21 protein-coding genes are annotated in these 17566 nt (G+C 61.0%); 11 read left to right on the top strand and 10 right to left on the bottom strand.

All coding sequences use genetic code 11. The features are described from left to right. Positions 1-8 precede the first annotated feature (8 nt). Positions 9-1736 (bottom strand): gamma-glutamyltransferase, encoded by a 1728-nt coding sequence (gene ggt, locus ACM6I5_RS17975; RefSeq protein WP_414884317.1) that lies wholly within the window; start codon positions 1734-1736, stop codon positions 9-11. Positions 1737-1883: 147 nt separating this feature from the next. Here ggt and ACM6I5_RS17970 point away from each other — a divergent pair, with 147 nt between their 5' ends. Next, positions 1884-2405 carry a methylated-DNA--[protein]-cysteine S-methyltransferase gene (locus ACM6I5_RS17970; protein ID WP_017339569.1) on the top strand — a complete coding sequence of 174 codons (522 nt, stop codon included), beginning with the start codon at positions 1884-1886 and terminating at the stop codon, positions 2403-2405. Positions 2406-2537: 132 nt separating this feature from the next. Here the strand turns inward: ACM6I5_RS17970 and ACM6I5_RS17965 are convergent, their stop codons facing one another. Both ACM6I5_RS17965 and ACM6I5_RS17960 read right to left on the bottom strand, forming a co-directional pair. After that, positions 2538-3128, bottom strand: coding sequence for an NUDIX domain-containing protein (locus ACM6I5_RS17965; RefSeq protein ID WP_414884316.1), 591 nt, complete (start codon positions 3126-3128; stop codon positions 2538-2540). A gap of 52 nt (positions 3129-3180) precedes the next feature. Beyond that, on the bottom strand, positions 3181-3618 hold the full coding sequence (locus ACM6I5_RS17960; RefSeq protein ID WP_414884315.1) for a hemerythrin domain-containing protein: 438 nt from the start codon (positions 3616-3618) through the stop codon (positions 3181-3183). 150 nt (positions 3619-3768) lie between these two features. Here ACM6I5_RS17960 and ACM6I5_RS17955 point away from each other — a divergent pair, with 150 nt between their 5' ends. Further along, the gene (locus ACM6I5_RS17955) at positions 3769-4200 is read left to right on the top strand and encodes a GNAT family N-acetyltransferase (RefSeq protein ID WP_017339572.1); all 432 of its coding nucleotides are present in this window, start codon (positions 3769-3771) and stop codon (positions 4198-4200) included. A gap of 54 nt (positions 4201-4254) precedes the next feature. Here ACM6I5_RS17955 and ACM6I5_RS17950 read toward each other — a convergent pair whose 3' ends face one another. Then, on the bottom strand, positions 4255-4605 hold the full coding sequence (locus ACM6I5_RS17950) for a hypothetical protein (protein WP_414884314.1): 351 nt from the start codon (positions 4603-4605) through the stop codon (positions 4255-4257). A 161-nt stretch (positions 4606-4766) separates the two neighbouring features. On the opposite strand from ACM6I5_RS17950, the gene ACM6I5_RS17945 reads away from it, so the two are divergent. The 9 genes from ACM6I5_RS17945 (at position 4767) to ACM6I5_RS17905 (ending at position 9696) form a co-directional block, all read left to right on the top strand. Then, positions 4767-5015, top strand: coding sequence for a hypothetical protein (locus ACM6I5_RS17945; protein ID WP_150582959.1), 249 nt, complete (start codon positions 4767-4769; stop codon positions 5013-5015). A gap of 20 nt (positions 5016-5035) precedes the next feature. Further along, a complete protein-coding gene (locus tag ACM6I5_RS17940) occupies positions 5036-5365 on the top strand; it encodes a DUF6388 family protein (protein ID WP_017339575.1) in 330 nt (109 codons plus the stop codon). Positions 5366-5393: 28 nt separating this feature from the next. Then, complete coding sequence (locus ACM6I5_RS17935; protein ID WP_414884312.1) at positions 5394-6098, top strand: YoaK family protein; 705 nt, start codon at positions 5394-5396, stop codon at positions 6096-6098. A gap of 126 nt (positions 6099-6224) precedes the next feature. Then, positions 6225-6617 carry a sulfurtransferase complex subunit TusD gene (gene tusD / locus ACM6I5_RS17930; RefSeq protein ID WP_031319020.1) on the top strand — a complete coding sequence of 131 codons (393 nt, stop codon included), beginning with the start codon at positions 6225-6227 and terminating at the stop codon, positions 6615-6617. 1 nt (position 6618) lies between these two features. Then, positions 6619-6981 (top strand): sulfurtransferase complex subunit TusC, encoded by a 363-nt coding sequence (gene tusC, locus ACM6I5_RS17925; RefSeq protein ID WP_414880064.1) that lies wholly within the window; start codon positions 6619-6621, stop codon positions 6979-6981. Next, positions 6981-7274, top strand: a complete 294-nt coding sequence (gene tusB / locus ACM6I5_RS17920; protein ID WP_017339579.1) for a sulfurtransferase complex subunit TusB — start codon at positions 6981-6983, stop codon at positions 7272-7274. The genes tusC and tusB overlap by 1 nt, the downstream gene beginning before the upstream one ends. Continuing rightward, positions 7271-7606, top strand: coding sequence for a TusE/DsrC/DsvC family sulfur relay protein (locus ACM6I5_RS17915; RefSeq protein ID WP_017339580.1), 336 nt, complete (start codon positions 7271-7273; stop codon positions 7604-7606). The genes tusB and ACM6I5_RS17915 overlap by 4 nt, the downstream gene beginning before the upstream one ends. Next, complete coding sequence (locus ACM6I5_RS17910; protein WP_414884311.1) at positions 7603-8604, top strand: glycosyl transferase family protein; 1002 nt, start codon at positions 7603-7605, stop codon at positions 8602-8604. Before ACM6I5_RS17915 ends, ACM6I5_RS17910 begins: the two co-directional genes overlap by 4 nt. 90 nt (positions 8605-8694) lie before the next feature. Next, entirely contained in the window at positions 8695-9696 is a 1002-nt protein-coding gene (locus ACM6I5_RS17905; protein ID WP_414884310.1) for a glutathione S-transferase family protein, read from the top strand. A 117-nt stretch (positions 9697-9813) separates the two neighbouring features. On the opposite strand, the gene cysG is transcribed toward ACM6I5_RS17905, so the two are convergent. The 6 genes from cysG to ACM6I5_RS17875 form a co-directional block, all read right to left on the bottom strand. Beyond that, positions 9814-11208 (bottom strand): siroheme synthase CysG, encoded by a 1395-nt coding sequence (gene cysG, locus ACM6I5_RS17900; RefSeq protein ID WP_017339583.1) that lies wholly within the window; start codon positions 11206-11208, stop codon positions 9814-9816. Beyond that, positions 11209-12489 carry a serine--tRNA ligase gene (gene serS / locus ACM6I5_RS17895; protein ID WP_414880068.1) on the bottom strand — a complete coding sequence of 427 codons (1281 nt, stop codon included), beginning with the start codon at positions 12487-12489 and terminating at the stop codon, positions 11209-11211. Between the two features lie 15 nt (positions 12490-12504). Continuing rightward, complete coding sequence (gene crcB, locus ACM6I5_RS17890) at positions 12505-12879, bottom strand: fluoride efflux transporter CrcB (protein ID WP_017339585.1); 375 nt, start codon at positions 12877-12879, stop codon at positions 12505-12507. Continuing rightward, positions 12879-14201, bottom strand: coding sequence for a replication-associated recombination protein A (locus ACM6I5_RS17885; protein WP_017339586.1), 1323 nt, complete (start codon positions 14199-14201; stop codon positions 12879-12881). Before ACM6I5_RS17885 ends, crcB begins: the two co-directional genes overlap by 1 nt. Before the next feature lie 194 nt (positions 14202-14395). Next, positions 14396-15019: an outer membrane lipoprotein chaperone LolA gene (lolA, locus tag ACM6I5_RS17880; RefSeq protein ID WP_414880070.1), complete on the bottom strand. Its 624-nt coding sequence runs from the start codon at positions 15017-15019 to the stop codon at positions 14396-14398. Between the two features lie 65 nt (positions 15020-15084). After that, positions 15085-17493, bottom strand: coding sequence for a DNA translocase FtsK (locus ACM6I5_RS17875; protein WP_017339588.1), 2409 nt, complete (start codon positions 17491-17493; stop codon positions 15085-15087). Positions 17494-17566 lie beyond the last annotated feature (73 nt).

Below are 17566 nucleotides of genomic sequence, written 5' to 3'. Positions count from 1 at the left end.
CACAACCCTTAGTAACCCAGCGACAACCCGGTGTTGCGACGCGGATCGTTCGCCCCGTAGAAACGGTTCTTGCCCACCGGTTTACCGTCCAGCGACGGCGCGCCGACCAGAATCGCCGCGATATGGTTGGCATCCTGCGGCCCGGCGAACTTATGTCCCCAGCTTTCAAGCAGCTTCACGGTGTCCGGGCTGGTGGTGAAGGTTTCCAGGTTGGTCTCTTCCGGCAACCACTGCTGGTGGAAACGCGGCGCATCCACCGCTTCCTGGATGTTCATGCCGTAGTCGATCACGTTGAGGATGGTCAGCAAGGTCGCGGTGATGATGCGGCTGCCACCCGGCGTGCCGACCACCATTACGACTTTGCCATCCTTGGTGACAATGGTCGGGCTCATGGACGACAGCGGCGCCTTGCCCGGCGCGATGGCGTTGGCCTCGCCCTGCACCAGGCCGTACATGTTCGGCACGCCGATTTTCGAGGTGAAGTCGTCCATTTCATCGTTGAGGATGACCCCGGTCTTGCTGGCCATGACGCCAGCGCCGAACCAGTCGTTCAAGGTGTAGGTCACCGAGACCGCGTTGCCCCATTTGTCGACGATCGAATAATGGGTGGTGTTGCTGCCTTCGTGGGGCGCGACGCCGGGTTTGAGCTCGCGGGACACGCCGGCCTTTTGCGGATTGATGGCGGCGCGGATTTTGGTCGCGTAGTTTTTATCCAGCAGATGGGCGATCGGGTTTTTCACGAAATCCGGGTCGCCGAGGTAGCTGTTGCGGTCGACATACGCGTGGCGCATGGCTTCGATCTGGTAATGCATGCCCTGCGCCGAGTGGTAGCCCAGGTCCTTCATCGGGTAACCGTCGAGGATGTTCATGATCTCGCAGATCACTACGCCGCCGGAGCTTGGCGGCGGTGCCGAGACCACGTGGTAGCCACGGTAATCACACTCGATGGGCGCCAGTTCGCGGGTCTTGTATTTGTCGAGATCGGCTTGGGTGATGATGCCCTTGTTGGCCTGGCTGGAAGTGACGATCGCGTCAGCCACCCACCCCTTGTAGAAGCCGTCGGCCCCCTTCTCGGAGATTTCCCGCAGGGTCTTGCCCAGGTCTTTTTGAACGAGTTTCTGCCCGACTTGCATCGGCTCGCCGTTGCTCAGGAAGATCGAGCCGGAATCCTTGATGTCCTTCTTGAACACGTCGGTGGCGTACTCCAGCAAATCGACATCGCCCTGCTCCAGTGTGAAACCGTCTTCAGCGAGCTTGATGGCCGGGGCGATCACTTCCTTGCGCGGTTTGGTGCCGTACTTGCTCAGCGCCAGCTCCATGCCGGATACCGTGCCCGGCACGCCGACGGCGAGGTGGCCACGGGTGCTGAGATCCGGCACGACATTGCCCTCTTTGTCGAGGTACATATCGGCAGTGGCGGCCAGCGGGGCTTTTTCGCGGAAGTCGAGGAAGGTCTTGCGCCCGTCCGCCAGTTGAATGGTCATGAAACCGCCGCCACCCAGGTTCCCCGCCGCGGGATACACCACCGCCAGCGCATACCCGACCGCGACCGCGGCATCGATGGCGTTGCCACCGTTCTTGAGCACATCCACACCCACGTGGCTGGCCAGGTGCTGGGCGGTGACCACCATGCCGTTTTCGGCAGCGACAGGCGCGACGGAGGCCGCGTGGGCCATCAGGCAACTGAGCGCCAAGGAGGTCGCGATGAGCGATTTGGCAAAAGGTTCGAACTTCATGAGTCGGTCTCTTTTTGTTTTTAGGGTCGGTAAAAAACAGAGAAAACGTGTCAAGAGCAGTACGCAGTATGGCTGGGATTGCGTATTGCGCCTCCCCAACGAGGCAGTATGCTTGTCCCCTGTTCACCCGTTTTGGAGTTCGTCGGCATGACGTTTACCTTCACCACCCTGGCCTCTCCGGTCGGCGAATTGAAGCTGGTCGCGAACGGTGCAAGACTCGCGGCCATCCTCTGGGAAAACGACAAACCGAACCGTGTGCGGCTTGGCCCGCTCAGCGAAGCTCCGGACAACCCGATCCTGGTTCGCGCCCGGCAGCAGTTGACGGAATACTTTGCCGGCACACGAAATCGCTTCGACCTGGAACTGGATTTCACCGGGACTGATTTTCAAAAGAAGGTGTGGCAAGCGCTGTTGACCATTCCCTTCGGCGAAACGCGCAGCTATAGCCAGATTGCCGAGCAGATCGGCAACCCGAGCGCGGTTCGCGCGGTGGGTGCGGCGAATGGCAAGAACCCGATCTCGATTGTTGCGCCGTGTCATCGGGTGATTGGCGCCTCGGGGAAACTGACGGGGTTTGCGGGTGGGCTTGAGGCGAAGGAATTGTTGCTGACGCTGGAGGGATGCGAGTGGTCGGGCGCCAACAGGATGGGCGATTTGTTTTCGAATTAACGCCCGCTCCTTTGTGGCGAGGGAGCTTGCTCCCGCTCCAGTGCGCAGCGCTGGCAAAATCCTGGATAAGGCTGAAGATTTTGGGGCCGCTTCGCAGCCCGGCGCCAGCGAGCTCGCCACAGGGAGGATGACTCACGCCGAGAAGATGTTTTTCATCGCCGCATGCTGCAACAGCATGATGGTCTTCGCATCGCAGATTTCGCCACGATAAAACGCCTCGAGCGCCGCCTCGAACGACCACTCCAGCACTTCCAGCTCTTCGGTCTCTTCCTCCAGCCCGCCACCCTCGCCGACTTTCGATGAAGCGTCGTATTCGGCGATGAAGAAGTGCAGTTTTTCAGTCACCGAGCCCGGGCTCATGTACGCCTCAAAGACCTTCTGCACATGGTGCACGCGGTATCCGGTTTCCTCTTCCGCTTCATCGCGTATGCGCGCTTCCGGCGCGGCACCTTCAAGCAACCCCGCCGCCACTTCGATCAGTAAACCGTCGTGACCGTTGACGAACACCGGCAAGCGGAACTGCCGGGTCAGTACGACGGTTTTTTTCTCTCGGTTGAACAGCAGAATCGCCGCGCCATTGCCACGGTCGTAGACCTCGCGGGTCTGGCGCTGCCATTCGCCATTGTTGCGCTGGTAATCAAAGGTGATTTTCTTCAGCAAATACCAGTCGTGGGACAGCACCTGGGACTCGATGATGTTGACCCGTTCGGCTGTGTTCGGCATGACAAGGCGTCCTTAAATCGTCAGAAGACGCCCATCTTAGACGAAAAGACCTTCATGACAGTTGAGCCTTGTATTCCCTCTCATATTGCCCGGCGAGCGTTTCCTTCTGCTTGTCGTCGAGCAACTTGCCGGCCATCTGGAAGAACTTCTGCTCTTCCTCTTTCAAGTGGTGATGGACCTTCTCGGAGAGTTTCTTCGCGGTCGCCGTCCAGGCAGGGCTCGACATCTCGGTCTCGTCGAGCTCTTCCATCATTTCGTCCATCTCGTGGTGTTCGGAAATCGCATGGCGGCTGAGGTCGACACCGTTGTCGAATTCCATCAACGGCATATAGAAATGCCGCTCTTCAGCGGTTTCATGGGCCTGGAGTTCGGACTTGAGCTGTTTGTACGCTTCGACGCGTTCCGGGGTGTCGCCGCTGGTCTTGATCAGTGCATCGGCGTAGGTGCGTTGGCGGTCATGGCTTTCGCGCAAGGCTTCAAAAATGTTCAAGGCAGGTGGCCCTCTTCGGTTGCGTTCTGGAATGACGCTGTAAAGGCTAGACATCTGCGCGCTGGCGACGGTTCCTCTGTTCGTCGGGGGGATAGAACAAACGTCGCGACCCGGATACGCTCGTGCCTCACTGCCATAAGGATGTAGCCAATGACATTAAGCATCGAACTGTTGCAAAACCCGACACCGGAAGATCGCGAGGCGATCCTTGCACCGTTGCGCGCCTACAACGTCGCGCAAGCGGGTGACGGCAAGGCGCAACCGCTGGCCTTGATGGTTCGCGATGACCAGGGTGAAACCCTGGGCGGACTGTATGGCCGGTTTTTCTATCAGTGGTTGTTTATCGAATTGCTCTCGGTGCCAGAACAGGGCCGGGGACAAGGCATAGGCTCCAGGCTGATGCAGATGGCCGAAGACCTGGCGCGGGAGAAGGAGTGCGTGGGGATCTGGCTGGACACCTTCGATTTTCAGGCGCCGGAGTTTTACAAGAAGCTCGGGTATAGCGAGTTGGGCCAGATCGCTGATTACCCGCCGGGGCACAAGCGGTTCTTCTTTCAGAAGCGCCTGATTAACAACGCCTAACCTGTAGGAGCCGGTTTGCTGGCTCCTACAAAGGGTATTGCGGTGTTCAGTAAATCAGAGGCAAGTCGCCAGTGCCGCCAACCGGCGCTTGGCGACAAAATCGTCATGCCGGGCGTAATAACTCAACGTCGTACCCGAGGCATCCGCGGTGATGTCCACAAAGGATTCCGCCGAACGCGTGTAAACAGTCGACCCGCCCTTCTTGCCCGGCTGCAGGTACGCGCCCGCATCGACGCCGAACACCGCTTCGTCCTGCCAGGAAAACTGCACGCACTGGGCAACGACCTTTTCCGGCTTGTCCGACGTCAGGGTTTTGTACGGGGCTCCGGTGCGGGCATCGTTCATTGCCGAACCGGCACATCCCGCCAGCAACGTTGCGGCCAGCGCCACCATCAGAATTCGCATTGCATGTGCTCATCAAGAAAAAGCGGACTGTATCACCGTGGGCAGGCGTATCGTTCTGCTTTACTTCATTTATACCGCGACACCGCGCAACGATTCGCGCACCCTGTCGCGCCAAACGCCGTATCGCCCCTATTTCCGGGCCTATTTTTTCTGGAACGTCCATGACACCCAACGCCGAGTTTTACAAACCGACCGCTGAATACGCCGACAAGCTGATCAGCCAGATCGGTCAGACGCCTTCCTGGATCGCCAAGCGAATCGGCGTCACCGACAAGCGGATCCGTTACATCCTCGATGGCGAACGCACCGTGAAGGGCGAAACCACGCCGATCCAGATGACCTACCCCGAGCAGTGGGCCCTCGAATGCCTGGCCGCTGCGGCCAAGGCCAGCAAGAAGCAGTCTTCGTAACCCATTCTCAAGGAGCGACCATGGCGGCAACCGAACAGCAACACGAGCAGGCGCTGAGGAAGTTTCTCGATGAGCGCCCCGAGCTGCGCCACGAACTCGACAACCTCAACCCGCTGCTGGCCCAGGCCAAGGGTGAAACAGCGGCGCAATTTCGCGACGAACGCTTGCATGAAGCGTTCGAAGCCGAGGCCGAGCGCCTGGGCTTGTTCGCCTGGGAGCTGACGCTGCAACTGACGGCCGCGACGGCCGAGGATTATCAGGCCCAACGCATGGAAGTGCACAAGGAAGTAGCGGAAATGGCAGGGATGGACTGGCGGGACTATTGCGAGTTATATGGATTGAATCCGTAACCGTCACCGATCAAGGATCCCGCCACCGATGCTGCCTTCGTCCTCCACAACCCGCGCCAGTCCGGGGCACCTGCACACCCAGAAATGGCGCGGGCGTATCGGCCTGTCGCTGGTCGCCGCACTCTCCGTACTCGCCGGCATGACCGACGCCATCGGCTTCATGGCCAGCGGCGACTTCGTCTCCTTCATGAGCGGCAACACCACTCGCCTGGCCGTGGCGATCAGCGACGGCGATATGGGCCTGACGTTGCGCCTGCTGCTGCTCGTGGGGACGTTCATCCTCGGTAATGCCTTGGGCATTGTGGTCAGTCGTCTGGGCGGGCGTCGGGCGCTGCCGTTATTACTGTGCATCGCCATGCTGTTGTGTGCGGCCGCGGCCTGGCCCTATGACGAACAACTGCCGGCGCTGCTGGCAGCGATCATCGCCATGGGCATGCTCAATGCGGCCGTCGAAGAAGTGAACGGTCTGCCGGTGGGGCTGACCTATGTCACCGGCGCCTTGTCGCGCTTCGGCCGCGGCCTGGGACGCTGGATGCTCGGCGAGCGGCGCAACGGATGGCGGGTGCAACTGATCCCCTGGACCGGCATGTTTGCCGGCGCAGTGCTCGGTGCCGTGCTGGAACAGCATCTCGGGCTCCAGGCGCTGTTTGTCAGCGGATTGCTGGCGGGTGCGCTGGGGGCGCTGTCGTTGAAGGTTCCGCGGCGCTGGCAGTTGGGGTATATGCCGCGTTGATCCTGTATCGACTGTTCGGGCCTCATCGCGGGCTTGCCCGCGACGAGGCCCGCATAGACAACATCGATTTAGCCGCACCCGCGATAAAGCTTTATCATGGCCGCAGTTTTGCTGATCGAGTCCGTCATGAAGTTCGCCATCGCGCTGTTTTCCGCCGCCCATGCGCCCTCCTCGCGCCGCGCCTTGCTGTTCGCCCAGGCTGCGCTGGCCGGCGGGCATGAAATCGTCCGGCTGTTTTTCTATCAGGACGGCGTGTACAACGCTTCCAGCAGCGTGGTCACGCCGCAGGATGAGCTGGATTTGCCCAAGCAATGGCGCGCCTTCGTCACCGAGCACCAGCTGGACGGCGTGGTCTGCATCGCCGCCGCCCTGCGCCGTGGCGTGTTGAACGAAGAAGAAGCCGGGCGCTATCAGCGCGAGGCCATTGCCGTCGGCGCACCGTGGGAGTTGTCCGGGCTCGGCCAGTTGCATGACGCGGTGCAGGATGCCGACCGCCTGATCTGCTTCGGAGGTGCGTGACATGCCTAAATCCCTGCTGATCATCAGTCGTCAGGCACCGTGGTCCGGGCCGAGCGCGCGGGAAGCGCTGGACATCGTGCTGGCCGGCGGCGCGTTCGACCTGCCGATCGGCCTGCTGTTTCTCGATGACGGCGTGTTCCAGCTCGCCGCGAAACAGGACGCCAGGGCCCTGCAACAGAAAGACCTGAGCGCCAACCTGCAGGCGTTGCCAATGTTCGGCGTCGAAGACCTCTTCGTCTGTGGCGACAGCGCCGCTGAACGCGGTCTGGACCCGACCGGTCTGGCTCTCGAAGAAGCCCAGGTGCTGAGCACCCACGACATCACCGCCCTCATTGACCGTTACGACCAGGTGATCACCCTCTGATGTCGACTTTGCATGTGTTGTCTCATTCCCCGTTCGGCGACGATCGCCTGACCAGTTGCCTGCGCGTGATCGGTGCAAACGATGCGCTGCTGCTGACCGGCGACGCGGTGTACGCGTTGCAGCCGGGCACCGTACCCTGCGACGCGCTGAACGCTCGCCACCCGACGCTGTTCGTGCTGGCCGAAGATGCCCGGGCGCGCGCGCTGGACATTCCTGACACCGCCAAGGCCATCGACTATCCAGCTTTCGTCGAACTGTCGATTCACTACGACAAGGTCAACAGTTGGCTATGAATTCACTGACCGTCGGCGCCCGCGCCATCGAGCTGGACAAGGATGGATTCCTGGTTGAATTGAGCGACTGGTCCGCTGAAGTAGCCAGTGCCCTCGCCGCCGCCGAAGACATCGAGTTGAGCCCTGACCATTGGGAAATCCTCGAACTGCTGCGCAGCTTCTACGCCGAATTCCAGCTGTCCCCGGCGACGCGCCCGCTGATCAAATACACCGCGTTGAAGCTCGGCCCGGAAAAAGGCAACAGCCTGCACCTGAACCGACTGTTCAAAGGCACCCCTGCCAAACTCGCCGCGAAACTCGCGGGCCTGCCCAAACCGACGAATTGCTTATGACCGACTACCCAGCGCTGACCCTCGAAACGCCCGCCGAACACCCCTTCGCCCAGTTCGTGCGGATCCTCGGCAAAGGCAAGCGCGGCGCCCGCGACCTGACCCGAGAGGAAGCACGCGAAGCCATGGGCATGGTGCTCGACGACAAGGTCGAAGACACTCAGCTCGGTGCATTTCTGATGCTGTTGCGGCACAAGGAAGAAAGTGCCGAGGAAATGGCCGGGTTCACCGAAGCCTTGCGTGAACGTTTGCAGGCACCGGCATTGAATGTCGATCTGGACTGGCCGACCTACGCCGGCAAGAAGCGTCATCTGCCGTGGTATCTGCTGGCGGCCAAGTGCCTGGCGCAGAACGGCGTGCGGATTTTCATGCACGGCGGTGGCGCGCACACCGCCGGGCGGCTGTACAGCGAGCAATTGCTGGACGAGTTGAACATCCCGCTGTGCCGCGACTGGCAACAGGTCGGCTCGGCCCTCGACAACGGCGGCCTCGCATTCATGCCGCTGGTGGATTGGGCATCGCAACTGCAACGCATGATCGACCTGCGCAACACCCTCGGCCTGCGTTCGCCGATCCATTCCCTGGCGCGCATTCTCAATCCGTTGCGCGCTCGATGTGGCCTGCAAAGCATTTTCCACCCCGGCTATCAGGCGGTGCACCGTGATGCCAGCGGCTTGCTCGGCGACACGGCGATCGTGGTCAAGGGCGATGGCGGCGAAATCGAGATCAACCCCGACGCCGACAGCCACTTGTACGGCACCACCGGCGGCGAGAGCTGGGATGAAGAATGGCCACAGCTGTCGAGCCAGCGCCACGTCAAACCCGCCTCGCTCGACCCCGGACATTTGAAAGCCGTATGGCGTGGCGACGTGGTCGACAGCTACCCGCAAATGGCGCTGATCGCGACCATGGCCCTCGCCTTGCGCGGCCTCGGCCAGACGCGCGAGCAAGCCTTCGAAACCGCCCAGCAGTATTGGGACGCTCGGGACAGATCGATTTAACCGATCATAACCCTCCAACCTTTGCGCTTTTTTATCGAACCTATCCGAATAGACTCCTCTCCAACGCTTATCGGTTGAGGAGTCTTGAACATGGGTTTGTTAGTTGAAGGTCGCTGGCACGACCAGTGGTACGAAAGCAGCAAGGACGGCGCATTCCAGCGTGAACAGGCGCAGCGGCGCAACTGGCTGACCGCCGACGGCAAACCCGGCCCGACCGGTGTCGGTGGCTTTGCGGCAGAAGCGGGTCGTTATCACTTGTACGTGTCCCTCGCCTGTCCGTGGGCCCATCGCACGTTGATCCTGCGCAAACTCAAAGGCCTCGAAAGCCTGATCGACGTGTCCGTGGTCAGCTGGCTGATGCTGGAAAACGGCTGGACCTTCGACCAGCATTTTGGCTCGACTGGCGACAAGCTCGATCACCTCGACTTCATGCACCAACGTTACACCGCCGATACCGCCGACTATACCGGGCGCGTCACCGTGCCGGTGCTCTGGGACAAACAGCAGAATCGCATCGTCAACAACGAGTCGGCGGAGATTATCCGCATGTTCAATGGCGCGTTCGATGAGTTGACCGGCAATGACCTGGACTTTTACCCGGCGCCGCTGCGGGGCGAGATCGATGCACTGAACGAACGGATTTATCCGGCGGTGAACAACGGTGTGTACCGCGCCGGGTTTGCCACATCGCAAAAGGCTTATGAAGAAGCGTTCGCTGAGGTGTTTGCCGAGCTGGATCGGCTGGAAGCGTTGTTAGGCGCTAATCGTTATCTGGTAGGCGAATACCTGACCGAAGCGGACATTCGGCTGTTCACCACGCTGATTCGCTTTGATGCGGTGTACTACGGACATTTCAAGTGCAACCTGCGGCGGATTGCCGATTACCCAAACCTGTCGAATTGGCTGCGCGAGATTTATCAGTGGCCGGGGATTGCCGAGACGGTGGATTTTACCCACATCAAGAACCACTACTACGGCAGCCACAAGACCATCAACCCGACGGGTATCGTGCCGAAAGGGCCGGAGCAGGATTTCAGCGCGGCCCATGATCGGGCACGGTTGAGCGGGAAAGGGGTTTGGCGCAGGGCCTGAGGTTTGTGCAATTTTAGAGGCCCCTAATCGCTAGCAGGCTAGCTCCCACACTGGATCTGTGTCGCTCACAAATCCCCTGTGGGAGCTAGCCTGCTGGCGATGCGACCGACCCGGTGTTCAGACCTGCGCCTGAGCCCCTTCAAACCACGCCAGTTTCTCGCGCAGCTGCACCACTTCCCCAACAATCACCAGCGTCGGTGCATGCACTTCATGCTCCGCCACCAGCCGTGGAAGATCGGCCAGGGTGCCGGTAAACACCCGCTGATTGACCGTGGTGCCCTGCTGGATCAACGCCGCCGGGGTATCCGCCCCGCGACCATGCTTGATCAACTGCTCGCAGATGATCGGCAAGCCCACCAGCCCCATGTAAAACACCAGGGTTTGCGCCGGTGCGACCAGATCGGCCCATGGCAAATCGGTGGAGCCGTCCTTCAAGTGGCCGGTAACGAATCGCACCGACTGCGCGTAATCGCGGTGGGTCAGCGGAATCCCGGCATACGCCGCGCAACCGCTGGCCGCCGTGATTCCCGGCACGACCTGGAACGGGATGCCATGGGCCGCCAGCTCTTCGATCTCTTCACCGCCGCGCCCGAAAATAAACGGATCCCCGCCCTTCAACCGCACGACGCGCTTGCCCTGCTTGGCCAGGTCCACCAATTGCTGGTTGATCTGATCCTGAGGCACCGCGTGATCGGCGCGACGCTTGCCGACGTACACCCGCTCGGCATCGCGACGGCACAAATCGAGAATCGCCGGCGCCACCAAACGGTCATACAGCACCACATCGGCTTGCTGCATCAGGCGCAAGGCGCGGAAGGTCAGCAGGTCGGGATCACCCGGCCCTGCACCGACCAGATACACCTCACCGGTTTTTGTCGGCGGCTCGCCAGCGATTTTCGCCAGCAGCAAACGCTCGGCTTCAGCGCCCTGCCCGGCCAGTTGCCGATCGGCGATCGGGCCCTGAAACACATCTTCCCAGAACGCCCGACGCTGCTGCACATCCGGAAGCAGGCCTTTGACCTGGTTGCGGAAACGCGCGGCCAGACCGGCCAATTGCCCGTAGGTGGAAGGAATCCAGGTTTCGATTTTCGCCCGGATCAGCCGCGCCAGTACCGGCGCATCGCCGCCGCTGGAGATGGCAACAATCAGCGGCGACCGGTCGACAATCGCCGGAAAAATCACGCTGCACAAGGCCGGCGCATCCACCACGTTGACCGGCACGCAGCGCCGGTGAGCATCGGCAGAGACTTGCGCGTTCAGCGGTTCGTCATCGGTGGCGGCAATGATCAGCCCGCAACCGTCCAGATCCGCCTCGACGTAACCGCGCAGCAAGCACTCGCCACCGCTGCCGGTCACCAGTTCACGCAGTTGCGGTTCGATTTCAGGTGCGACCACCCGCAGCAGCGCACCGGCATCGGCCAGCAGGCGGGATTTGCGCAAGGCAATCTCCCCCCCGCCGACGACCAACACACGACTGCCGCGAAGGTTGTGAAACAGCGGCAGATAGTCCATTTAGCCGATGACCTCGAGGCCACCCATGTACGGTTTCAGCACTTCAGGCACACGGATCGAGCCGTCGGCCTGCTGGTAGTTTTCCAACACCGCCACCAGCGTACGACCGACTGCCAGACCGGAACCGTTCAGGGTGTGAACCAGTTCAGGCTTGCCGGTTTCCGGGTTGCGGAAACGCGCTTGCATACGACGGGCCTGGAAATCGCCGCAGTTGGAGCACGACGAAATCTCGCGGTATTTGTCCTGGCTCGGAATCCACACTTCCAGGTCGTAGGTCTTGACCGCGCTGAAGCCCATGTCGCCGGTGCACAGCGCCAGGGTGCGATAAGGCAGCTCCAGCAGTTGCAGGACTTTCTCGGCGTTGGCAGTCAGGCCTTCCAGCGCTTCCATCGATGTCGAAGGCTCGACGATCTGGACCATCTCGACCTTGTCGAACTGGTGCTGACGAATCATGCCGCGGGTATCGCGACCCGATGCGCCGGCTTCGCTACGGAAGCACGGGGTGTGGGCGACAAACTTGATCGGCAGCAGCTTCGAATCGACGATCTCGCCGGCCACGATGTTGGTCAGCGACACTTCAGCGGTCGGGATCAGGTACAGATCGGCTTCGCCTTCGCGGGTGATCTTGAACAGGTCTTCTTCGAATTTCGGCAACTGGCCAGTGCCTTGCAGCGCCGGCGCCTGGACCAGATAAGGCGTGTAAGCCTCTTCGTAACCGTGTTCGCTGGTGTGCAGGTTGATCATGAACTGCGCCAGGGCGCGGTGCAGACGGGCGATCGGGCCACGCAGCAAGGCGAAACGCGCGCCGGACAGCTTGGCGGCGGTTTCAAAGTCCAGCCAGCCGAACTTCTCGCCCAGGGCGACGTGGTCCAGGACCGGGAAATCGAATGCGGTCGGGGTGCCCCAGCGGCGCACTTCGACGTTGCCGTCTTCGTCATCACCGATCGGCACGGACTCGTGCGGCAGGTTAGGAATGCCGAGCAGGATCGAATCCAGTTCGGTCTGGATCCCGTCCAGCTCGACTTTACCGGCGCTCAATTCATTCGCCATGCGCTCGACGTCCGCCATCAACGGCGCGATGTCTTCGCCGCGCTGCTTGGCCTGACCGATGGATTTGGAGCGCGCATTACGTTCAGCCTGCAGTGCTTCGGTGCGGGTCTGGACGGTCTTGCGCTGTTCTTCCAGCGCTTCGATGCGCGCAACATCCAGCGTATAGCCACGGGAAGCCAGGCGGTCCGCTACGTCCTGAAGGTTGCTACGTAACAGTTTGGAATCGAGCATGTCGGTCTCTCGTTATCAAAGTTTGGTCAAGGACAGGCCAGCCCAGGTGGCGAGCAGCCCGCCGAATACGCTGATGGCAGCATAGCCCAGGGCCAGTGGCACTTGCCCGCTTTCCAGCAGGCGCACCGTATCCAGTGAAAAGGATGAAAAAGTCGTCAGGCCCCCGAGGAAACCGACAATCAGCCCGGCGCGCACTTCGAAAGGCACTTCCGGGCGAATCAGAAACAGACCGTATAGAACGCCGATCAGCAAACAGCCGACGATATTAACGGCCAGCGTCGCGGTATAGAAGTGCCGCGGCCAATTAGCGTTGACCCAATTACCGGCGGCAAAGCGCAACAGTGTGCCGGCGACACCGCCGACGGAAACCGCAACGATCAATGGAAGCACTATTTTCTCCTTTGCCGGGGGCTGAGACGGTCCAGTTGCGCAAGGTGATTGAGCTTTTCGCCGATCTTCAGCTCCAGGCCACGGGGCACTGGCTGATAGAACGGTTGTGGTTCAAGCTCTTCGGGGAAGTAATCTTCGCCGGCAGCGTAGGCGTCCGGTTCATCGTGGGCATATCGATATTCATCGCCGTAACCGAGTTGCTTCATCAGCTTGGTCGGCGCGTTGCGCAGGTGCAACGGCACTTCGAGCGAGCCATGTTCGGTGGCGCTGCGCATGGCCGCCTTGAAGCCCATGTACACCGCGTTGCTTTTCGGCGCGCAAGCCAGGTAAGTGATGGCCTGGGCCACCGCCAGTTCACCTTCCGGACTGCCGAGGCGCTCCTGCACTTCCCACGCCGCCAGGCACAGGCTCAGGGCGCGGGGGTCGGCATTGCCGATGTCTTCGCTGGCCATGCGCACCACGCGCCGGGCGAGGTACAGCGGATCACAACCGCCGTCGATCATCCGCGCGAACCAGTACAACGCGCCATCGGGATTGGAGCCGCGTACCGATTTATGCAGCGCGGAAATCTGGTCGTAGAACGCTTCGCCGCCCTTGTCGAACCGCCGACGGGTGTCGCCGAGCAGACTTTGCAGCAGATCGACGCCGATTTCACTGTTGTCTTCGGCGAGATCCGAGGCGTTTTCCAACAGATTGAGCAGGCGCCGGCCATCACCATCGGCGGCAGACAACAGCATCTGGAAACCTTCATCGCTGAGGGTCAGTTGCCGTTTGCCCAGGCCACGCTCTTCGGTCAGCGCGCGGTGCACCAGCTTGCGCAGGGCTGCATCGTCGAGGCTTTTGAGCACATAGACGCGGGCTCGGGAGAGCAACGCATTGTTGAGCTCGAATGAGGGGTTTTCCGTGGTCGCGCCGATGAAAATCAGCGTGCCGTCTTCAACGTACGGCAGAAACGCATCCTGCTGCGACTTGTTGAAACGATGCACTTCATCGACGAACAGGATGGTGCGCTTGCCGTACTGTCCGGCTTGCTGCTTGGCGATTTCCACCGCCTGGCGGATTTCCTTCACACCAGCCAGGACTGCCGAGACCGTTTCGAAGTGCGCATCCGAGACTTCCGCGAGCAGCCGCGCCAGCGTGGTTTTACCCACGCCCGGCGGCCCCCAGAAAATCATCGAGTGCAGGGCACCCTGCTCGAGCGCTTCGCGCAATGGCTTGCCGCGAGCGAGCACGTGTTCCTGACCGACGTACTCATCCAGATTGGCCGCGCGCAAACGGGCGGCCAAGGGCTGGGAGATCGGGGCGCTGCGAAACAGGTCCATCACTGCTTTTCTAAAACCTCATATTCCAGATGCCAATCAGCCGAGCATGTCATCAATCTGTGGCGAGGGAGCTTGCTCCCGCTGGGTCGCGAAGCGCCCCCCCCTCTTTTTAACTGAAAAGAAGGGGCCTGCTGCGCAGTCCAGCGGGAGCAAGCTCCCTCGCCACAACAGCCCGTTCTCACAGGCTCTGCGTTTTACTCTTGAATGACGTCCGCACCTTTAGGAATGTCGAACTTGAATTTCGACGCAGGGATCGGCTCGTTGGCCTTCACGCCGGTAAACAGGATGTTGGTGCGCTGACCGACGCTGTCGATCAGTTGCATGTCGTTGACCAGGCCATTGCGGAACGACAGGCGCAGGCTGTCGAACAGGGTGTCCTTGGTTTTCGGCTTCAAGGTGAAGTCGATCACGCCGCCGGCTTCCTTGGCGCTGATGGCGAAGCTCTCGCTGATCTTGGACACATCACCGGACAGCAGCAACGCCGGCGTCTGGCTCAGGCGCAGGTCGAGGGTCTTGATGGTGGCCTGTTCCAGGTCCGGATCCCACAGCGTCACCTTCTTGCCGTCGGAAACCACGACCTGCTCGGCGGGCGCATCGGTATGCCAGTAAAACAGGCCCGGGCGCTGCAGAGACATTTCACCGGCCGTTTCCTGCAATTGCGTGCCGCTGCCATCGAGGGTCAGCTGCGAGAAACGCGCGGTCAGGGTCTGGGATTTTTCCAGCAGTTGGGTCAGACGCGTCACGTCCTTGTCGTCGGCGTGGGCCGAGAGCGTGGTCAAAGCCAGAACCGGCAGCAACAGCATGCGGATAAGACGCATGGGAGTCCTCATAACATTCGTGGGATTTCGGGCGGCGCGTTACTGCGCCATCCTTTCAAATCAAATCAGTCGCGTACCGGGCCAGGGGCCAGGACTTCACGCGAGCCGTTGGTGTTCATGGATGTCACGACCCCGGCCATTTCCATGGCTTCGATCATGCGTGCGGCGCGGTTGTAGCCGATTTTCAGCTTGCGCTGAACCGCGGAGATCGACGCGCGACGGCTTTCCAGCACGAACTGCACCGCTTCGTCGTACAGCGCATCGGTTTCGGCATCGTCATCACCGCCACCACCGCCATTCTCAAAGCCGCTGCCGGCCTCTTCGACACCCGCCAGGATCTCGTCGTTGTATTCCGGCGCACCGCGCAGTTTCCAGGCTTCAACCACCCGGTGAACCTCGTCATCGGACACGAACGCACCGTGAACCCGAATCGGCAGACTGGTGCCTGGCGGCATGTAGAGCATGTCACCGTGGCCCAACAGTTGCTCGGCGCCGCCCTGGTCGATGATGGTCCGCGAGTCGATTTTGCTCGACACCTGGAACGCCATGCGCGTCGGGATGTTCGCCTTGATCAGACCGGTGATCACGTCAACCGACGGACGCTGGGTCGCGAGGATCAAGTGGATACCGGCTGCACGGGCCTTCTGGGCGATACGGGCAATGAGCTCTTCAACCTTCTTGCCGACGATCATCATCATGTCGGCAAACTCGTCGACGACCACAACGATGGTCGGCAGTTTGGTCAGCAGCGGCGCTTCGTCGTGGATGCTTTCGCGCTTGTACAAAGGATCGGTCAGCGGCGTTCCGGCGTCCTGGGCTTCCTTGACCTTGGCGTTGAAGCCCGACAGGTTGCGCACGCCCATCTTCGCCATCAGTTTGTAGCGACGCTCCATCTCCGCCACGCTCCAGCGCAGGGCGTTGGCCGCGTCCTTCATGTCGGTCACGACCGGGCACAGCAGGTGCGGAATGCCTTCGTAGATCGACAGCTCGAGCATTTTCGGGTCGATCATGATCAGCTTGGCGTCTTCCGGGCCGGACTTGAACAGAATCGACAGGATCATCGCGTTCACACCCACCGATTTACCGGAACCGGTCGTACCGGCCACCAGTAGGTGCGGCATTTTCGCCAGGTCGGTGATGACCGGCTTGCCGCCGATGTCGTGGCCCAGGGCCAGGGTCACCGGGGATTTGAAGTTGTCGTACTCAGGGGTCGACAGCACTTCGGAGAAGCGCACAATCTGCCGGTCTTCGTTCGGAATCTCGATACCGACGGTGGTCTTGCCCGGAATCACTTCCACCACCCGCACGCTGGTCACGGCCAGGGAACGGGCGAGGTCTTTCGCCAGGTTGGCGATACGGCTGACCTTGACCCCGGCCGCAGGCTGGATTTCGTAACGGGTAATCACCGGTCCCGGGTGAATCGAATCCACCGAGACTTCGACACCGAATTCCTTGAGCTTGATTTCCAGCAAATGGCCGACGGCGGCCAGCGATTCTGGAGAGTAATTGAGTTGTTTCTTTTCTGCGGGATCGAGAATCGAGATCGGCGGCAAGGTGCCTTCGACGGCACTGTCGACGAACAGCGGCGCCTGTTTCTCTTTTTCCACGCGTTTGCTCGGCGCGGCGGGTTTCGGCGGCGCAGGGGCAATCACGGGCGGCACCTGCTTCTCGCGGTCCGACATGTGCTTGCTCAGGGCCTGCTCGCGCTCGATCAGGCGTTCCTTGACCTTGGCCTGCTCGCGCTTGTCGGTAACGGTCGGCGCGACCACGTCATGCACGCGATCGTCGACTTCACGCAACTGCGCCACCAGTTGCTTGCGTTCGACACGGGCGGCCCACCAGCGATTGGCCGCGCCCTGGAACAGTTCGAACAGGTCGAGGGTGATCTTGCCGGTGACGTCCATCACCTTGAACCAAGACAGGTCGGTGAACACCGTCAGGCCGAACAGGAACAGGGCGATGAACAGCAACGTGCTGCCCTGAATGTTCAGCGCGTTCCTGGCCAGGTCGCCAAGGCTTTCACCCAGCGCACCGCCCGCACCGGCCGGCAGACCGGTCGCGGCGTGGAAATGGATGTGCGCGAGCGCCGCGCCCGACAGCACCAGGAACACCAGACCGATCAGGCGCCAGGAGAACAGCCAGCCGCTCCACTGCCACGGCTCGTGGCGTTGACGGAAGATCTGCCACGCCTTGATCGCCAGCAACAACGGGAAGATATAAGCGAAGTAACCCAGCACCATGAACAGGATGTCGGCGCTGTAGGAGCCGACCGGGCCGCCGAAGTTCTGAACATCGTCGATCTTGCTGTTATGGCTCCAGCCCGGATCGTCCTTGCCGTAAGTCAACAAGGCCATCATCAGGAACAGGCACAAGCCGCCGATGGCGATCAATGCACCTTCCTTGAGTCGGTAGTGCAAATGCTGGCGCCAAAGCGGAACGACGGCTGGTTTAGGTGCTGCGGTGGATTTCTTCAAAACGCTTCTTTTCCTGCGCCTTTGGCGCGTCCATCTGTTGAATGACTATAAAAAACTGCCCAATCCAGGCAGG

Source organism: Pseudomonas sp. IT-P171 (assembly GCF_949767765.1).
GTDB classification, from domain to species: domain Bacteria; phylum Pseudomonadota; class Gammaproteobacteria; order Pseudomonadales; family Pseudomonadaceae; genus Aquipseudomonas; species Aquipseudomonas fluorescens_B.
The sequence above is the reverse complement of the archived record's forward strand: the minus strand, read 5'-3'. Positions and strand labels throughout refer to the sequence as shown.

What these genes read in the sequence shown, in the direction of transcription:
- ggt (WP_414884317.1), bottom strand. Translation starts at nt 1,736, where the DNA reads ATGAAGTTCGAACCTTTTGCCAAATCGCTCATCGCGACCTCCTTGGCG.
- ACM6I5_RS17970 (WP_017339569.1), top strand. Translation starts at nt 1,884, where the DNA reads ATGACGTTTACCTTCACCACCCTGGCCTCTCCGGTCGGCGAATTGAAG.
- ACM6I5_RS17965 (WP_414884316.1), bottom strand. Translation starts at nt 3,128, where the DNA reads ATGCCGAACACAGCCGAACGGGTCAACATCATCGAGTCCCAGGTGCTG.
- ACM6I5_RS17955 (WP_017339572.1), top strand. Translation starts at nt 3,769, where the DNA reads ATGACATTAAGCATCGAACTGTTGCAAAACCCGACACCGGAAGATCGC.
- ACM6I5_RS17950 (WP_414884314.1), bottom strand. Translation starts at nt 4,605, where the DNA reads ATGCGAATTCTGATGGTGGCGCTGGCCGCAACGTTGCTGGCGGGATGT.
- ACM6I5_RS17945 (WP_150582959.1), top strand. Translation starts at nt 4,767, where the DNA reads ATGACACCCAACGCCGAGTTTTACAAACCGACCGCTGAATACGCCGAC.
- ACM6I5_RS17940 (WP_017339575.1), top strand. Translation starts at nt 5,036, where the DNA reads ATGGCGGCAACCGAACAGCAACACGAGCAGGCGCTGAGGAAGTTTCTC.
- ACM6I5_RS17935 (WP_414884312.1), top strand. Translation starts at nt 5,394, where the DNA reads ATGCTGCCTTCGTCCTCCACAACCCGCGCCAGTCCGGGGCACCTGCAC.
- tusD (WP_031319020.1), top strand. Translation starts at nt 6,225, where the DNA reads ATGAAGTTCGCCATCGCGCTGTTTTCCGCCGCCCATGCGCCCTCCTCG.
- tusC (WP_414880064.1), top strand. Translation starts at nt 6,619, where the DNA reads ATGCCTAAATCCCTGCTGATCATCAGTCGTCAGGCACCGTGGTCCGGG.
- tusB (WP_017339579.1), top strand. Translation starts at nt 6,981, where the DNA reads ATGTCGACTTTGCATGTGTTGTCTCATTCCCCGTTCGGCGACGATCGC.
- ACM6I5_RS17915 (WP_017339580.1), top strand. Translation starts at nt 7,271, where the DNA reads ATGAATTCACTGACCGTCGGCGCCCGCGCCATCGAGCTGGACAAGGAT.
- ACM6I5_RS17910 (WP_414884311.1), top strand. Translation starts at nt 7,603, where the DNA reads ATGACCGACTACCCAGCGCTGACCCTCGAAACGCCCGCCGAACACCCC.
- ACM6I5_RS17905 (WP_414884310.1), top strand. Translation starts at nt 8,695, where the DNA reads ATGGGTTTGTTAGTTGAAGGTCGCTGGCACGACCAGTGGTACGAAAGC.
- cysG (WP_017339583.1), bottom strand. Translation starts at nt 11,208, where the DNA reads ATGGACTATCTGCCGCTGTTTCACAACCTTCGCGGCAGTCGTGTGTTG.
- serS (WP_414880068.1), bottom strand. Translation starts at nt 12,489, where the DNA reads ATGCTCGATTCCAAACTGTTACGTAGCAACCTTCAGGACGTAGCGGAC.
- ACM6I5_RS17885 (WP_017339586.1), bottom strand. Translation starts at nt 14,201, where the DNA reads ATGGACCTGTTTCGCAGCGCCCCGATCTCCCAGCCCTTGGCCGCCCGT.
- lolA (WP_414880070.1), bottom strand. Translation starts at nt 15,019, where the DNA reads ATGCGTCTTATCCGCATGCTGTTGCTGCCGGTTCTGGCTTTGACCACG.